The organism is Cytobacillus spartinae, assembly GCF_042865285.1.
Classification (GTDB): domain Bacteria; phylum Bacillota; class Bacilli; order Bacillales; family Cytobacillaceae; genus Robertmurraya_A; species Robertmurraya_A spartinae.
This window is the reverse complement of record NZ_JBIACK010000010.1, coordinates 154544-170735: the sequence shown is the minus strand read 5'-3', so window position 1 is coordinate 170735 and position 16192 is coordinate 154544. Positions and strand designations below refer to the sequence as shown.

Annotated in this window: 15 protein-coding genes; 1 reads left to right on the top strand and 14 read right to left on the bottom strand. The window is 36.3% G+C overall.

What is annotated here, in order from left to right:
- Nucleotides 1–83 precede the first annotated feature (83 nt).
- On the top strand, nucleotides 84–1658 hold the full coding sequence (gene serA / locus ACFYKX_RS18695) for a phosphoglycerate dehydrogenase (RefSeq protein ID WP_389362592.1): 1575 nt from the start codon (nucleotides 84–86) through the stop codon (nucleotides 1656–1658).
- A gap of 66 nt (nucleotides 1659–1724) precedes the next feature.
- On the opposite strand, the gene ACFYKX_RS18690 is transcribed toward serA, so the two are convergent.
- The 14 genes from ACFYKX_RS18690 to ACFYKX_RS18625 all read right to left on the bottom strand — a co-directional run bounded on the left by ACFYKX_RS18690 (nucleotide 1725) and on the right by ACFYKX_RS18625 (nucleotide 16188).
- Nucleotides 1725–2693: a peptidoglycan DD-metalloendopeptidase family protein gene (locus tag ACFYKX_RS18690; protein WP_389362591.1), complete on the bottom strand. Its 969-nt coding sequence runs from the start codon at nucleotides 2691–2693 to the stop codon at nucleotides 1725–1727.
- 438 nt (nucleotides 2694–3131) lie between these two features.
- Nucleotides 3132–4352, bottom strand: coding sequence for a negative regulator of sigma-X activity (locus tag ACFYKX_RS18685; RefSeq protein WP_389362590.1), 1221 nt, complete (start codon nucleotides 4350–4352; stop codon nucleotides 3132–3134).
- Entirely contained in the window at nucleotides 4324–4875 is a 552-nt protein-coding gene (sigX, locus tag ACFYKX_RS18680; RefSeq protein ID WP_389362589.1) for an RNA polymerase sigma factor SigX, read from the bottom strand. The genes ACFYKX_RS18685 and sigX overlap by 29 nt, the downstream gene beginning before the upstream one ends.
- 196 nt (nucleotides 4876–5071) lie before the next feature.
- Nucleotides 5072–6841, bottom strand: coding sequence for an ATP-binding protein (locus tag ACFYKX_RS18675; RefSeq protein ID WP_389362588.1), 1770 nt, complete (start codon nucleotides 6839–6841; stop codon nucleotides 5072–5074).
- A complete protein-coding gene (locus tag ACFYKX_RS18670; RefSeq protein ID WP_389362587.1) occupies nucleotides 6838–7554 on the bottom strand; it encodes a response regulator transcription factor in 717 nt (238 codons plus the stop codon). Before ACFYKX_RS18670 ends, ACFYKX_RS18675 begins: the two co-directional genes overlap by 4 nt.
- Nucleotides 7555–7650: 96 nt before the next feature.
- Nucleotides 7651–8841, bottom strand: coding sequence for a c-type cytochrome biogenesis protein CcsB (gene ccsB / locus ACFYKX_RS18665; RefSeq protein ID WP_389362586.1), 1191 nt, complete (start codon nucleotides 8839–8841; stop codon nucleotides 7651–7653).
- Nucleotides 8842–8853: 12 nt separating this feature from the next.
- Complete coding sequence (gene resB, locus ACFYKX_RS18660; RefSeq protein WP_389362585.1) at nucleotides 8854–10479, bottom strand: cytochrome c biogenesis protein ResB; 1626 nt, start codon at nucleotides 10477–10479, stop codon at nucleotides 8854–8856.
- A 20-nt stretch (nucleotides 10480–10499) separates the two neighbouring features.
- Entirely contained in the window at nucleotides 10500–11027 is a 528-nt protein-coding gene (gene resA, locus ACFYKX_RS18655) for a thiol-disulfide oxidoreductase ResA (protein WP_389362584.1), read from the bottom strand.
- A 134-nt stretch (nucleotides 11028–11161) separates the two neighbouring features.
- A complete protein-coding gene (rluB, locus tag ACFYKX_RS18650; protein ID WP_389362583.1) occupies nucleotides 11162–11884 on the bottom strand; it encodes a 23S rRNA pseudouridine(2605) synthase RluB in 723 nt (240 codons plus the stop codon).
- A 345-nt stretch (nucleotides 11885–12229) separates the two neighbouring features.
- Complete coding sequence (locus tag ACFYKX_RS18645) at nucleotides 12230–12763, bottom strand: spore maturation protein (RefSeq protein ID WP_389362582.1); 534 nt, start codon at nucleotides 12761–12763, stop codon at nucleotides 12230–12232.
- A 7-nt stretch (nucleotides 12764–12770) separates the two neighbouring features.
- On the bottom strand, nucleotides 12771–13358 hold the full coding sequence (locus ACFYKX_RS18640; protein ID WP_389362581.1) for a nucleoside recognition domain-containing protein: 588 nt from the start codon (nucleotides 13356–13358) through the stop codon (nucleotides 12771–12773).
- On the bottom strand, nucleotides 13351–14496 hold the full coding sequence (locus ACFYKX_RS18635) for a D-alanyl-D-alanine carboxypeptidase family protein (protein WP_389362580.1): 1146 nt from the start codon (nucleotides 14494–14496) through the stop codon (nucleotides 13351–13353). The genes ACFYKX_RS18640 and ACFYKX_RS18635 overlap by 8 nt, the downstream gene beginning before the upstream one ends.
- 187 nt (nucleotides 14497–14683) lie before the next feature.
- Entirely contained in the window at nucleotides 14684–15580 is an 897-nt protein-coding gene (locus tag ACFYKX_RS18630) for a superoxide dismutase (protein WP_389362579.1), read from the bottom strand.
- Nucleotides 15581–15699: 119 nt separating this feature from the next.
- Complete coding sequence (locus tag ACFYKX_RS18625; RefSeq protein WP_389362578.1) at nucleotides 15700–16188, bottom strand: YpuI family protein; 489 nt, start codon at nucleotides 16186–16188, stop codon at nucleotides 15700–15702.
- Nucleotides 16189–16192 lie beyond the last annotated feature (4 nt).

Below are 16192 nucleotides of genomic sequence, written 5' to 3'. Positions count from 1 at the left end.
AACATTTTTTTGCAATTGACATATAAATGTTCGTTAATGTAAAATAGTCAGAAAATTGATGTTATTGGGTGGGTGATTTTTTTATGTATCAGATATTGGTAGCTGATGCAATTAATGCAGAGGGATTACAGCCCCTGTTAGAGTATAAAGATGCTGTAATCATTGAGAAAAAAGTGACTGATCCTGAGGTGGAGCTTGAAAAAATAGATGCTCTTTTAGTAAGAAGTGCTACTAAAGTAACCGAAGAATTATTTGAAAAAATGCCTCAGTTAAAAATTGTTGCTCGAGCAGGAGTCGGTGTTGATAATATTGATGTTAATGCAGCAACGAAGCGCGGAGTTATCGTTGTTAATGCTCCTGATGGCAATACGATTTCTACCGCTGAGCATACCTTTGCTATGATGGCTGCACTAATGAGAAATATTCCTCAAGCCCATCAATCTGTTAAAAACCTAGAATGGAAAAGAAATGAATTTGTTGGAAATGAACTATATGGAAAAACATTAGGTATTCTTGGTATGGGTAGAATCGGAACCGAGTTGGCTAAACGATCGAAAGCATTTGGCATGAATGTTCAGGTGTTTGATCCATTTTTAACAAACGAAAGAGCTAGTAAATTAGGCGTGCAAAATAGCTCCTTAGATGAAGTTCTAGAACATGCAGATATCATCACTGTTCACACCCCTTTAACCGCAGAGACAAAAGGTCTCATAAACGAAAAAGCATTAAGTAAGACAAAAAAAGGTGTATACTTTTTGAATTGTGCTCGAGGTGGCATCATCGATGAGGATGCTCTAGCAACCTTTATTGGTAACGGACATGTTGCAGGTGCAGCCTTAGATGTTTTTGAAGTAGAGCCACCAGGTGAATATCCACTATTTAAATTTGATAATGTCATTGTAACCCCACATCTCGGTGCATCAACTAGAGAAGCTCAATTAAACGTTGCTACACAAGTAGCTAAAGAAGTAAGAATGTTCTTTGAAGATAAACCAGTATCTAATTCCATCAATCTACCAGCAATGTCAAAAGATATCTTTGAAAGAATACGACCTTTTCATTATTTAGCGAAACAAATTGGGTCGACTTTATCTCAGTGTATAAATGAGGGAATCCAAGAGATTTCAATCACGTTCTCTGGAAGTGTTACTGATTTAGAAACAACCTATTTAACAAAAGCCCTTCTATCTGGGTTCTTCAAGAATCGAATTGATATTTATGTGAATGAAGTAAATGCTTTACTCACTGCTAAAGAACGTGGAATTACTGTAGGCGAGAAAATTTCCACGAATTCTTTTGGTTACGCAAATTGCATTTCTGTTACAGCTAAGAGTGAGACTCGTCAGTTTACGATTAGGGGTACTTTTATAGATCACTATGGTCCTAGAATTGTTTATTTGAATGATTTTAATATTGATTTTTATCCTGAAGGAAATCTTCTATACATTCAACACATGGACCGACCTGGAGTAATTGGACGTGTAGGGAAAATACTTGGCGATCATTCAATAAACATTGCTACGATGCAAGTAGGGAGAAAGCAGGTAGGTGGAGAAGCGATCATGATTCTTTCATTTGATAAACCTATCGATGATATCGCAGTTAACAAGTTGAATGAACTTGACGATATTGTATCCATGAATCATATACTTTTATAAGTTAATGCTTTTTTAGTCGGAGGGGAAAACCTCCGACTTTTTTATTCGTATGTGACTTAACTTCAATCACTCATTTTGAATGATGAGTAATACTTGTTGTGGGTGAATAACTTCATTAGTTAATCGATTGATTTCCATAAGCTGCTGAACGGTTGTTCCCGTTTTCTGGGCAATCGATGACAGGTTATCAAACGGTTGAACAATATATTGGTTTTTAGAAATTCGTTGAATCTTTAATGTCTGACTTGGTACGATTTGATCACCTTGAATTTGATTTGAAGCTTGTATACTCTCAATTGTAGTATGATATTGTTCTGCAATGGACCATAGAGTTTCACCAGGCTGAACCACATGTTCTAATTGATCTGCTTCTACCTCAACTTCTTCAGACGCTATTGCCACTTCTTCAAATTCTTCCATGAAATGTCCATAATTGAGCTCTGCACCTTCGTATAATCGGATTCTTCCAATCGTCTCTAAGGCTTCTTTAGAGTATGTATCCTCATTGAACGCCAGAACAGTCTGGCCAACTTCTACTTCATTTAACACAACTACAGGATCAATTACATTCTCTTTATTAATGGTCCATTCCGATTGATGAACTTCGAAGTGAAGATGCACACCAGAAGAATCTCCTGTGCTTCCCATGTTCCCGATTATATCCCCTTGAATAACCTCTTGGCCTTCATCTACATTTCTCGTTTTTAAATGAGCATAGACTGTTTCCAACCCATTTGCATGTTTGATAAACACCACATTCCCGTAAGAATACGAGTAATATGCTTTTGAAACTACCCCATCATCTACTGTATAGACGGGAGCTCCGTACGATCCAGCAATATCAATCCCTTTATGTTTTCCGTGTCTTGTTCCAAACGTATCTGTTATAAGACCATCGGACGGCCAAATCCAATGTGCAGTTTTATCTTTAATGGATATTTCTTCTGCTTGAGAGTGTTTCCCTCCGAGAAAGAGTAAGCTGATACAAAGTGCCATTATACCCGCAATAATCAAACGCCTTATGTAATCTCGCATGGTTTTTCCTCCTTGTTCTTGTACTCTCTAAATTCACCATATGAATGCATGTACTTTTTTAGAACAACTTGTATGGTACTTACCTAAAAAGCACTATTCTAAAAAAGAAAGTACAATAAAGAATAGACATTAACAGTTACTCTTCTGTCACTAAGGCTGTTTTCGCATAGATTTTTGCTACTCGAATATGGTCTCCAGCACGGATTCTATGCTGCTTCGTGGCGTCTTTTCTTCCTTAAACAAGAAACAGCACCCTAGTCCTTTTTAAAAGCAATTTTAAGTATTTAAATAGCAACAAAATTTACGAATAGAGCCTTCACTAAAAACACATTTGTTATTATTAGGGTAAAGTGAATTTTTTTATGCAAAAATAGGAAAAAAAGATCAGCAAATGAATGCTGATCTTTTTTTGAGATGCCTATTTATATGACTTGAGGCTTATTCCATAATATATTTCTTATTAGGAGCAACTGGAACCTTCCACTCTTCGTTAAAAACAAATTTTCCAGCTTGTTCAGTTGGTGCATTTTCAATCTTCACTTTCTTAAAGTCAAAATCCTTAGCCGTTAAAAGAATGGCTTCTACCATATAAGTTATCTTAGAGCTATCCCCTAATTCAGATTGATCTTCTAGACGAATAACAATCAGTTCCTTAGTAGGCGTATCAACTTCAAATTCAAGATTAGATGGTATTGAGGCCTTCAATCCATGTGTTTCAATGTCATTCTTCATTGCTTCTAGTGCCTCTTCTAGACTTTCATGTGTATCTAAGTAAGGGACTAGATAAGGAACGCTGCCTTCAAATGGATAGTAAAAATAATAAGCATGGTTCGTATCTACTTGTGGTGTATATTCATTCAAGACCCCTGTGTTCCCCAACATGATTCCACGATTACCTTCTGTAGAAAGAATGACCTTATCAATATTTAACATGTTTAAAGAATCATTTAATACCTTCTTAAAAGCATTTTCAGATGCTGCACCATCCCCATAGTAGTGCCCTTCAGGTACATCAACTAATAATTCATTCACATCTTCATTATATTCGAGTGTCGCATTTAAAGGATAATACTCACTCAAACCCCATTCTTCTTCCTTAAGCTTTGGCATCGCTTCAGTAAAAAGCTCAAACTTAGTTTTTCCTTCTTCCTTTGGAACAGTTATACTAACAGGAACCGCAATTTGCGCGTTCTTATCCGGAATCGCAAATGTAAGAACCTCTTGGTCTTCCATTATGTCCTCTTCATAAAGAGCTGTATGCGAATCAGCTACGAAAGATTTGTGTGTAGCGTCTCCATCACTTACTTCTACAGAGTCCATAGCAACATCGTTGGTCTCTTCTTCTATTACTTCTTCATTTTCTTTCATCATGGACATTTCCATTTTGGCTTCTTCAGAGCCAGCCGACTCATTTGTACTTTCCATAGACTGGTCAGCGGAATTCTGCCAATTAGTCAAGGTAGGAGAAAGAAGTAAGAAAAGAAGAAATGCTGCGGCTGTAGCAACTGAAGGAACAACCCAAGCTTTTTTCTTTCTACGCTTTAATCTGCTTTCTATATTTTGATAAATGTCTCGAGGATTGCGATGATCTTCAATCTTTGGCATTTCACGTAAAAGTTCCTCTAGTTGGTTATCGCTCCACTCTGACTTTCTCACCATCAATCCCCTCCTTTACCATTAAATCTTCCATTTCCTTTTTTAAAACTTTTAAAGCCCTGTGCTGTGTGGTCTTTACCTTACTTTCTGTCCAGCCAAGTGCTTCTGCTGTTTCAGAAATAGAAAGTTCTTGAATATACCGCATGATAATGACCATTCTTTGATCAACCGTACAATGATCTAAACATTTATAGATAAAACTGATTTCTTCTTTTTGCAAAGCGATTTCTTCAGGGATGGGGTGTTCATCCTTTACTTGTTGGGTGGACCAATCGAACTTTTCCATAATTCTTTGCTTCCAACCCTTTTGTTTCCTGAATGAATCAATTGCAACATTCCGTGCTATTGAAAATAGCCATGTTTTTTCGCTGCTTTTTCCTTCAAATTGTTTGTAGGATTTTAACACGCGGATATACACTTCCTGAACAAGGTCTTCAGCTTGCTCCCGGTTTTTTACCATATAAAAAAGAAATTGAAAAACGTCATGATGATATTTGGAATATAATTCATCAAAAACGGAGTCCATTGGTTTCCCCTCCCCGTTCAATTATTTAGTCGTATATTCTATATAAAAGGTTACACTTTTAAATATAGTATTTTTCCAAAAAAAAAGGAAGGCTTTCTTTGAATAGCCTTCTCCTAAAACGTGAATATTAAATTTTTAAAAAGTCATTTGTAAAATGTTTCTCGTGAATCAAGAACAATCGTCATAATTTTCCGTATTATTCGTAATTTCGAGGAATAAAGAAGGAAAATGTCGTTCCATGGCCAACTTTGCTCTGAACGGAAATATGACCTCTATGTGCCTCTATAATATTCTTCGCAATAGCTAAACCAAGGCCTGTGCCCGATCCTCTTGTACGAGCCTTATCCGCTTTATAGAAACGTTCAAAAACAAATGGTAAATCCTCTTCGGGAATCCCATAGCCTGAATCACTAACTTCCACATAAAAACCCTTTTCATCTGTTCTCCCAGTAATTTCAACTGCACCATTTGCTGGAGTATGCCTAATCGCATTGTCAATTAAATTGGTTAAAACTTGTTCAATTCGATCAGGATCAAAATAGAAATAAGGATCTTTATAGTCCATTCTTTCGTTTAAAAGAATATCTTTTTCTTTAACTAGTCCTTGAAATTTACGGGTAATTCGATGGATATAAGGAACTAACTCTATTTCTTCAATGGTTAATTGGATATGGCCAGCTTCCATACGAGCAAGATCTAATAATTCATTTACAAGACGTCCCATACGTAGGGACTCGTCGTAAATAACTCTAGCCATTTCTTTTTTCTCTTCTGTCGTCTCAGCTATATCATCGACGATAGCCTCACTATAACCTTGTAGCATGGAGATAGGTGTTCTGAGTTCATGTGATACATTTGCGATAAAGTCTTTCCTCAGTTTATCTAGCTGTCTTTCCTCCGTCATATCCCTCACAACAGCTACCGCTCCACGGATGAACTTCTTATTGTAAAGTGGACTTACGATAACCACCCAGAAGCGACCTTGAACAGAAATTTCTCCAATCTGTTCCTTTTCGGTATTTACAGCCAACTGAAAAAGCTCCATAACCTCTGACGGTACCGCTTCTGAAGAGGCAGTAAATCCATCTTGTTCGTAAAACCAACTCTGCAGAAAACGCTCAGCAGGAGGATTTGTAATAAGAATTGTACCATCTCGATTAAAAGTGATTACTCCATCTGCCATACTACTTAAGATACTACTTAGCTGTTCTTTTTCCTGGCTAAGAGCATTCATATTAAATTTTAATTGCCTTCCCATTTGATTGAAGGCAGTAGCCAGCTCCCCAATTTCATCGTTCGTCAAAATCGGAACTTTCGTATCAAACTTTCCTCTAGCCGCCTCAAATGCAGCTTCTCGCATTTTTCTAAGAGGAGCCGTGATTCTAGTTGATAAGAAAAAGGCAAAAATAGTAGTAAGAATGATAGCTACTCCTGCTGCTAACAATATAAACTTCGTGGTTGATTGGGTGGTTTCTTGCATAACCTGTAAAGATTGAAAAATAAACACTGCACCGCGTTCATTTCCTATTTCCATTGGTACTCCAATAATCAGTATTCGCGAGTCCTCTTTGTAGTTCTGATTCGGAATAGTTGCTATTTGTTTTACCGTTTTTTGATCATCAAAAGCCCTAGATAGCTCCTCATCCTCAAAAAAGAACTCCACTGGTAGTTCCACTGATGTTTCACTATTTGGAGAATAATAATACTCATTAGGATTTTTAATAATCATGGCTCTTGTAACATCGTCAAGTAATTCCCATGAGATTTGAAGCCCAATTTCCTGCTCTTGGTCCTCTAAAAAGTGAGCGATATTTAAAGCTGTATTTGTTAGGTCCTTTTCCGTTTCGTTGATATGATAGTTCTCAAAGAACTCTAATAACATAACGGTTAAAATAAACAAAAGAAAAGAAACTAACAGAAGGATTGTAAACCATAGTTTACCTACAACGCTTCGCCAGAACATCATTCATTGACTACCTCGAACTTGTAGCCTACGCCCCAAACTGTCACAATCATTCTAGCTGCTTGCTCAGACACCTTGTTTAGTTTTTCACGTAATCTCTTTACATGAGTGTCAACCGTTCTAAGATCTCCGAAGAACTCATAGTGCCAAACTTCTTTTAATAGTTGTTCACGATCAAAAACTTTATCTGGAGATTTAGCCAAGAAATACAATAATTCATATTCTTTAGGAGTTAAGCTCACTTCTTTCCCATCTGCAAGTACACGGTGTGCATCATTATCAATCGTTAAATGCGGGAATACAATAACATCCTTCGTCGTTGTTTCTGTTTGTAAATAACTTGTTTTAGAAGAACGGCGAAGTAATGCCTTTACTCGTAATACCACTTCTCTTGGACTGAAAGGTTTTACAATGTAATCATCCGTACCCACTTCAAATCCTTGAACTCTGTTAACTTCTTCACCCTTAGCAGTTAGCATAATGACTGGCGTAGCTTTCTTTTCTCTTAATTCACGACATACTTCTACTCCGTCTTTACCAGGCATCATTAGGTCTAAGAGAATGACGTCATAGTCGTTGTTCAATGCTTTGTCCAAAGCTTCAATCCCATCTTCAGCTTCTTCAATCATATAGTTTTCACGCTCTAAGTACATTTTTAATAAGCGACGAATTCTTTCCTCATCATCTACTACTAAGATTTTTACATCCTTTTCCATAAAACAATCCCCCTTATAATCATAAGCTTTTCATGCTTTAAATTAGCTTTTTAAAAATAGCCCCCACCATACAAAGTGAAGGCTATATAAAACGTTTTACGAACCAGCATAAGAGTGAAGACCAGCAATAACTAAGTTAACGGCAACAAGGTTAAACATAATAATGATAAATCCAATTACTGCTAACCATGCTGACTTTTCACCATGCCAACCTTTTGAAAGGCGTAAATGCAAGAATGCAGCATAGAATAAGAAAGTTATTAACGCCCAAACTTCTTTTGGATCCCAACCCCAGAAACGAGTCCAGGCTATTTGTGCCCAGATCATTGCAAAGATCAGTCCGCCTAGAGTGAAGACAGGGAATCCTATTAATACGGAACGATAGCTTATTTCATCTACTAGATCTAGATTTACATTTTTCGCTAGAGGCTTAAGTACTGCCCCTAAACGTTTACGTGCTATTAATCTGAACAATCCATATAATATTAAACCTACGCCAAGTGACCAAACAACAGTATTAAGTTTCTTTGCATTAATAATTCCAGGGACTTCAACAAGAGGCTCAAATTTTCCCTCTGTTAATAGTTCTCCTTCATTTGGACCTATTAATGCAGGGACATGATACTCCATTGTTGCTTCATTCCCCTGTTTATCTATCCAGTTAAAGTTTGCTTTGTAGTCCATCATCGAAAATGTAGTTATAACAATAATAAATCCAAGTGTTGCAACCAGGCCGTACATAACAGCTTCTAGCCATCTTGTACTCTTGCTACTTTTTGTTTGATCTACAGCTTTAACCAAATAGATTAATGCTGCACCAAAGCTAACAGCTAAAATTGCCTGTCCTATCCCTACAGTCGTTACATGGATATGAAGCCAATCACTTTGTAATGCAGGTATTAGTGGTGAGATGTCTCTAGGAAACATACTTGCATATGCAATAATTAATAAGGCTATAGGCATTGTAAATAACCCTAATACTGGTGTTTTATAAATATAATAGATGACAACGAATGCACCTACTAAACACATTCCAAAAAAGGCTGTATATTCAAATAGGTTACTAACTGGGGCGTGCCCAGCTACAATCCATCTTGTAATAAAGAAACCCAATTGTGAGGTAAAACCTAAGATAGAGACGATGATTCCAAGTTTTGCCCATTTATTTGGAGCTGTTTTTTCTCCACCTAGTCCTTTTTTTTGCTTAATCCCACCCGCAAAAAGCGGAATAGCAATTAAGTAAAGTATGAAAGCAATATATAAAAGATTTTCACTTAAAGTGACCAACCTTCTTCCCCCTTACCCGACTTTTTCTTCTTTTAACTGATCTTGTGGTTCAGTTAATTCCGTATCTGCTATAACTGTTTGAATTTCTCGTTTAATTCCAAACCAGTTCTTATTTGTATGTGCTGCAATCCATACTTCATTTTCATGGCGATGTACCCAAATTCTACGATGGTTCCAATACGACCCTTGGATAACACCAATCATAAAGATAATACCACCTATTCCGATTGTCCAAAGCGTCAGATCTTTACGGACCGTTAAAGCGGAAACATCCTTCGTTTCTATCCCATTAAATACCATCTTGTAAATATTATCCCCAAATGGCTCAATATTTTGCTGAATGGCTATGAAACTAATTTCTCCTTCTGGTTTCTCAGGAGAAAACATTTTAAATACAAAGGCTGGATTATTCGGAATTCTTGATTTCGTTTTTGGGTCTCCGTTTTTATCAAATTCGAAATCCGGAAAATAACTAACAATCTCCACCGAATATCCTTTGCCTAAATCATATTTTGTTGCTGGGTTTACTAAATCAACCGTAATCGTTCCGAATTGTTCATTTGTTGTCTTATGTGCTAAAGCAAATGACATTTTATTTAATTCATCTAACTTATAATCCACTTGGTAAAGCGCAAAATCTTCGAATTTTAATGGTTCGTTAACTCGGATGTTATATTCCTTTACTACTTCTAGTTCAGGTTCTTCCCCTGCTACTGTGTTACCCTTCGTTTTATAAAGGACAACATCAGATTGGTAGTTTTTAGCTACCATTCCGGCTTTATCAAGCGCTTCTTCAAATGCTTCATTATCTTTTTCTTTATCGTAAACTTCTACGGTAAATTCCTTATTTTCAAGGTAATACTCTCCATTTGTTTCTGGAATTACTTTCGTTTCGCCTTCTCTAATCCATAGGATCTTATCAACGTACATCCCAGGAACAAACCGAAGCATACATCCGACTAAGAATATGATTAGCCCTACGTGGTTAACGTATGGGCCCCAACGAGAGAAACGACCTTTTTCAGCTAATAAGTTGCCGTTTTCTTCACGGACGTTATACCGTTTCACCTTTAGCTTTTCTTTTACTTTAGCTATCTCTTCATCAACATTATTGGGCGTTGAAGTCCCATATAAACGCTGCTTTTTTAAAAAGCCTTCATGCCTAGTAACCCTTTGCTTTTTTAAGGCACGGTATAAAGGGATAACTCTATCTAAACTACAAATCACTAAAGAAATACCGATAGAAGCGATTAAGATTAAGTACCACCATGAGCTGTATAAATTATTAAATCCTAAATCATAGTACAACTTACCAAACCAACCATATTGATCTTCGTAGTATTCAGCTGCGGGCATAACCGGTGGAATATACATTTCTTGTGGTAAAATCGTTCCGAAAGAAGATGCTATTAACGTAATAACAATCAACCATACTCCAACTTTAACAGAAGAGAAAAAATTCCATATCTTATCAATAATAGTTTTATTGTATGTTTGAGAACGACGTGCACTTCCTTCATAGCGCATGTCTAGAAGTGTTTCGTTTTTATTCCCTTCTTCAAGTCCTTTTCCACATGCTTCACATAAAATAGTTCCATGTGGATTTACATGTCCACATTCACATTTTACTTCTTTCATTTTGTAAGACTCCTCTTACCCTAAGGTTTTATCTTTTCTAGTAAATTTGCAACATCACTTTCTTTTAATAATTCACCTTTATGAATATCAACAACCATTCCTTCTTTATCAATTAAGAAAGTAATTGGAAGGGGGTTAACACCATATGCATTCATAACTTGGCCGTCCTTATCGATAGCAATTGGAAACTGAAGGTCATATCGTTTTGAAAATTCTTGTACAGCAATATCCGATTCCATGACATTAACAGCTATAATTTGGACTCCCTTGTCTTTATAAATTTCATATACGCTATTCATATATGGCATTTCTCTCTCACATGGTGGACACCATGTAGCCCAGAAATTTAAGAATACTCCTTGTCCTTCATAATCAGACAGTCGATGTTTTTCACCATTAAGGTCCGTCAAGACAAAATCAGGTGCTTTCTTGCCTAATTCTACCTTTTGTATATCATCCTTTGTGAAATTAGCATACAGTGTGTATCCAACAGCAGATAATAAAATGATCAAAATAATTGTGCGGATCACTAAACGCTGCTTCTTCATAAGTAACCCCCCAAAACAAATAAGCAATTTGGTATCTATTATATCATTTTTCAACATGAACATATTGTTATCATTTAACGCTAAGTGTGACACTTCTATGAACTTTTATTCGCCAATTTTATCCAGTCTGGAACCTACTTTTTATTGGCCAAGGTTCTTAGCTGTTTTACTTCATGAGGGGTTAACTCTCTTATTTCTCCTACACTTAATCCTTGAAGATTTAAAAAGCCATATCGCTCTCTTTTTAACTTTAGAACTGGATGTCCAATTGCTTCAAACATTCTTCTAACTTGTCTATTCCTACCTTCATGAATGGTAATTTCTACAATGGATGTTTGTTTTTTCTTATCAAGGCTTAGCATCTTTACTCTTGCTGGAGCGGTTTTTCCATCTTCTAGCTGAATACCCCTCTCAAGACTTTTCATTTTTTCACGCAGTGGAATTCCTTTCACTTTTGCTACATAAACCTTGTCAATTTCGTTACTTGGGTGCATCAAAAGATTAGCGAATTCTCCATCGTTCGTTAGCAGTAACAATCCAGATGTGTCATAATCTAATCTTCCAACAGGGTAGATTCTTTGTTCAATATGTTCGAAGTAATCAGTAACCACTTTTCTACCTTTATCGTCATTTACACTTGAAATGACACCTCTCGGCTTATAAAAAAGAAAATATACGGGCTCTTCTCTTTCAACCGGTATACCATTTACCTCAACCTTATCAGATGGAGTTACTTTTACCCCAAGCTCTTTAACTACTTTTCCATTTACTCTAACCTGTCCATTTATTATCAATTCCTCAGCTTTTCTTCTTGACGCAAAACCTGCGTGGGCAATTACTTTTTGAAGACGTTCCATTATCGTCACCTCGACTGTATTCATTACTTCTATTATTCTTACTATCCTAATGCATTATGACACAACTTTGCGTGATTTCAAAGTAACGAGTAACTGTAAGAAAGCTTTTTCTAAGGCTGTATTCACATAGATTGGTGCTATTCGTATATGTCTCAAGCACGGATCACATACTACTTCGTGGCATCTTTTCTGCCTTAATTAAAGAAAATAGCACAATAATCCGTTTAAATGCAGGTTAAAAGTACTTAAATAACAACAAATTATACGAAAAGAGCCTTTTCTACAGAACATTTTCTAACACAAAAAGAGATGCCAGTCGTTTGGCACCTCAAATTTATATCTATATCAAGTTCCAAATACGATTGTTACAACTACGATTGCTGCAATGATCCCCACAAGGTCAGCTAGTAATCCTACCTTTAGAGCATCTCCCATCTTTTTAATTCCGACTGCTCCAAAGTAAACGGTCAGCACATAGAAGGTTGTATCTGTACTTCCTTGCAGAGTCGAAGCTAATCTACCTATAAAAGAATCTGGTCCATAAGTAGCCATTAGATCACTTGTCATCCCTAGAGCTGCTGTACCAGATATCGGACGGATAATTGCAAGTGGAGCTATCTCTGCTGGTACTCCTATTGCTTCTAAGCCTGGCCTAATAAAATTCATTAAAAACTCAAGAGCTCCTGATGCACGAAATACAGAAATAGCAACAAGCATGCCGACTAGAAAAGGAATGATTGAAATGGCTATTTTGATTCCTTCCTTTCCCCCTTCAACAAAGCTTTCATACGTTGGAACCTGCTTAACGGTTCCATAAAGTAATATAAATCCTATTAAAACAGGAATCATCCAAAGTGAAACTATAGAAATAATACTCATACTGCATTCATCCTTTACGGCTTCTTCGGTAATAGAAATAGCGGTCAATTAAGATTGCCCCAACGGTTGAGCAAAATGTGGCAACCAAAGTAGTACCGACTATATCGGTAGGAGAAGCAGAGTCATAATTCATACGAATCGCTATTACAGTTGTAGGAATTAAAGTCAAGCTCGAGGTATTAATGGCTAGAAAGGTAATCATTGAACGACTAGCTTCACTCTTACCACCATTCAACCTCTTCATTTCTTCCATAGCTTTTATTCCTAGAGGAGTAGCTGCATTTCCTAAGCCAAACATATTGGCCATCATATTAGAAAGAATATACCCCATTGCTGGATCATCTTTTGGTATTTCCGGAAATAACCTTTTTACAATTGGTTGGAATAGAAGCGATAACTTTTTTAATAGCCCTGAATCTTCTGCAATTCTCATAAGTCCTAGCCAAAACACTAAAATGCTTATTAACCCTATACACAACGTAACTGCCTCTTTAGCTCCATTAAATATCGCTTCATTTACTTCCTGCATGGTCCCATTAATCATCGCAAATACAATTCCAATAATCGTCATGCAAACCCATATAATATTAACCATCTGTTTTCACACCAATAACAACTAGAAATATACTTTTAAAATAATCCATGTAAGAGGTCTCTTGATCATTCTCTGTTTTAAAATAAACGGGCATTTCTTTTATCGGTCGTTCATCAAAATATATATGGACTTTACCGACTACATCAGGAACATTCCTCTGATCATCCCAATCTTTTTTAGGACTCAGCATCTTATACTCTATACGGAATAAATTCTTTTCTTCTTCTGTTACAGGGTAAGTAAAGTTATGATCTAAGTAGGTTTTATTTTTGTAAAATTCATGATCAACATGATCTATAACTCCATCTGGTAGTACTTCTACTAAATCATAATGCTTAAATGCAGTCTCATACATATTTATATGATCATTCCAATCATCAGGGCCATTTAAGGTTACAGCAATTAAATTCATGTTATTTTTTGTTGCGGTTGTCACTAGAGTTCTTTTAGCGAGCTTCGTATATCCAGTTTTTCCTCCAGTACAATAATCGTACAACTCTGTTAACAGTCTATTTTTATTTCTCCAAATTCGATCCCATTTCTCATTTGGATTTGGCGCACGATGAACTTCAGTACCAGCAATTTTCTTGTAGGTATCATTCATCATGGCATACCTCGTTAACATGGCCATATCATAAGCAGTTGAATAATGCTGATCTGAATCATCAAGACCGTGAGGATTCATGAAATGAGTATTAGCCATTCCAATTTCTTCCGCTTTTTGATTCATTAAGAAAGCAAACCCCTCTAAGCTACCACCTACATGTTCAGCAATAGCTACGGCTGCATCATTTCCAGACCTTAGCATTAAACCATAGACCAAATCTTCTAGTTTAATTTTTTCATTAGCCTGTAAATAGATTGCTGATCCTTCTGCTCTAATTGCACGATCACTAACTGTTACCATTTCATCTAGCTTCCCAGATTCAATTGCTAGGATAGCAGTCATGATTTTCGTTATACTCGCAATTCTTCTTTTTTCATGAGATGCTTTTTCATATAAGATTCTCCCAGAATCCTGCTCAATGATAATTGCATTCCTTGCACTTACAGATGTGAACGCTTCTGCTTTATAAGGAATATTCATAGCTAGCAACGAGACTAAGAGAGAAGAAATTATAACCTTATAAATTTTCATATACACTAGACCTCGTCTCATTTTATGGTTTGTACAATTCTATGCGGGACAAGTTCTGTTATGACTAAAAGCTAGAAACTAACGAAAGTTGTTATGTAAAATTATTCCATTTGATAAACAAATAGAAAAGGTGCTTGCATTAACAGCACCTTTTCCTATGAAAAATTTCCTAAGAAATATTTTAATATTAAAATGGCTTCCACTTTAATTCACTAGCCTTCTCAAAGCGCTCCTCAACATTTTTCCAATTCACTATATTCCACCAATTTTCGACATAATCACTTCTCTGATTTTTATACTGTAAGTAATAAGCATGTTCCCAAACGTCTAGAGCAAGTAGTGGAATGGTATCCCACTGAGTTAAAAGCATATGTCGTTCTGATTGTAGAATTTCTAGATGACGCGATCTTGGAGACCATACTAATATCGCCCAACCGACGCCTTCAACCGCTTTAGCTGCTTCACTAAAATGCTTTTTAAATGATTCAAAGCTACCAAAATACTTCTGAATTTCAGAAAGCAATCTACCTGAAGGCTTTCCTCCTCCTCTAGGACTCATGTTATTCCAAAATATGGTATGAAGGTAATGTCCTGAACCATGAAATGCTAGTTCTCTTGACCAATGCTTCACTAAAGAAAAGTCATCCGATTTCCGAGCTTCCTCTAGCTTTTTCTCGGCTTTATTTAAGCCATCCACATAAGATTGGTGATGTTTCGTATGATGAAGTCTCATAATTTCTTCAGCGATATAGGGCTCTAGTGCATCATAAGGGTAAGGTAATGGAGGTAATTTGTGGCCTCCTGCCTGTACAAACGGTTCATTCACATAAATCGTTCCAATTTGTTGCCGTTTGGTGAAATAGCGTTCCATCTCTTCGTGAAGGTTATCAACTTGTGCTTGAACCTGTAGTAATCTATCTTGGTTCATTTCATTAGAATTGGGTATACTTCCTAGAAAATCGGTTAATTGATCGAGCTTAGTCCATAATTCGTCATTCCGGTCAATTTTCTCTGATTGTAAAAAACTCCTTAAATCCTCGTTCCAGTTAAGTACTTCTTTAAAATAATCATCAAATTGCTTCATACATCCTTCACCTTCGCTTTCAGACATTGGTCTTTCCTATCCTATGAGCGATTAGCTTGGTTGTTTCTCTAAAATACAAAAACGACCTATCCAAAGGATAGGTCGCTTTTGTTAAATAATTATTTTGATTGAATCATTTTTGTTCGATAATCTGTTTCATAGTATTCTAATTCTTCACGAATACGTTGAAACTCACCTTCTAACCCTTTTAAAAGGTCAATGATACTCTTTGGAGTTTGCTTTTGAAGCTTAATGGAGTTTTTACCAGTATATGCAGAACGACTATCTTCAAACCATGCATCATTTTTTGGTGAAAAAAATTCTTCAATGCATTGGTGATAAATTCGGTACAATGTCTTTTCAGCTGCACCCTTTTGAAAGGATTCAGACTGTAAAATAACAGAACATGCGTCTAAACCTTCTTCACAATACACAAGTAATTTTCGAATATTCGAGAGAATCGTTTTGTAATAATCCTCTTCCCCAGCCTCTTCATTCATCAGCTTGGTTAGTGTTGTTTCATTTAGAAAAGTTTCTAACTCTAATACCGTTTTAGAAAGAAAACTTTTTACCTCTTCTAATTGAGTTTTTACCATTGAATTTCCCAATTCA

Bases quoted from the DNA above. Each gene is read 5' to 3' on its own strand.
- serA (WP_389362592.1), top strand. From the start codon at position 84: ATGTATCAGATATTGGTAGCTGATGCAATTAATGCAGAGGGATTACAG.
- ACFYKX_RS18690 (WP_389362591.1), bottom strand. From the start codon at position 2,693: ATGCGAGATTACATAAGGCGTTTGATTATTGCGGGTATAATGGCACTT.
- ACFYKX_RS18685 (WP_389362590.1), bottom strand. From the start codon at position 4,352: ATGGTGAGAAAGTCAGAGTGGAGCGATAACCAACTAGAGGAACTTTTA.
- sigX (WP_389362589.1), bottom strand. From the start codon at position 4,875: ATGGACTCCGTTTTTGATGAATTATATTCCAAATATCATCATGACGTT.
- ACFYKX_RS18675 (WP_389362588.1), bottom strand. From the start codon at position 6,841: ATGATGTTCTGGCGAAGCGTTGTAGGTAAACTATGGTTTACAATCCTT.
- ACFYKX_RS18670 (WP_389362587.1), bottom strand. From the start codon at position 7,554: ATGGAAAAGGATGTAAAAATCTTAGTAGTAGATGATGAGGAAAGAATT.
- resB (WP_389362585.1), bottom strand. From the start codon at position 10,479: ATGAAAGAAGTAAAATGTGAATGTGGACATGTAAATCCACATGGAACT.
- resA (WP_389362584.1), bottom strand. From the start codon at position 11,027: ATGAAGAAGCAGCGTTTAGTGATCCGCACAATTATTTTGATCATTTTA.
- rluB (WP_389362583.1), bottom strand. From the start codon at position 11,884: ATGGAACGTCTTCAAAAAGTAATTGCCCACGCAGGTTTTGCGTCAAGA.
- ACFYKX_RS18645 (WP_389362582.1), bottom strand. From the start codon at position 12,763: ATGAGTATTATTTCTATAGTTTCACTTTGGATGATTCCTGTTTTAATA.
- ACFYKX_RS18640 (WP_389362581.1), bottom strand. From the start codon at position 13,358: ATGGTTAATATTATATGGGTTTGCATGACGATTATTGGAATTGTATTT.
- ACFYKX_RS18635 (WP_389362580.1), bottom strand. From the start codon at position 14,496: ATGAAAATTTATAAGGTTATAATTTCTTCTCTCTTAGTCTCGTTGCTA.
- ACFYKX_RS18630 (WP_389362579.1), bottom strand. From the start codon at position 15,580: ATGAAGCAATTTGATGATTATTTTAAAGAAGTACTTAACTGGAACGAG.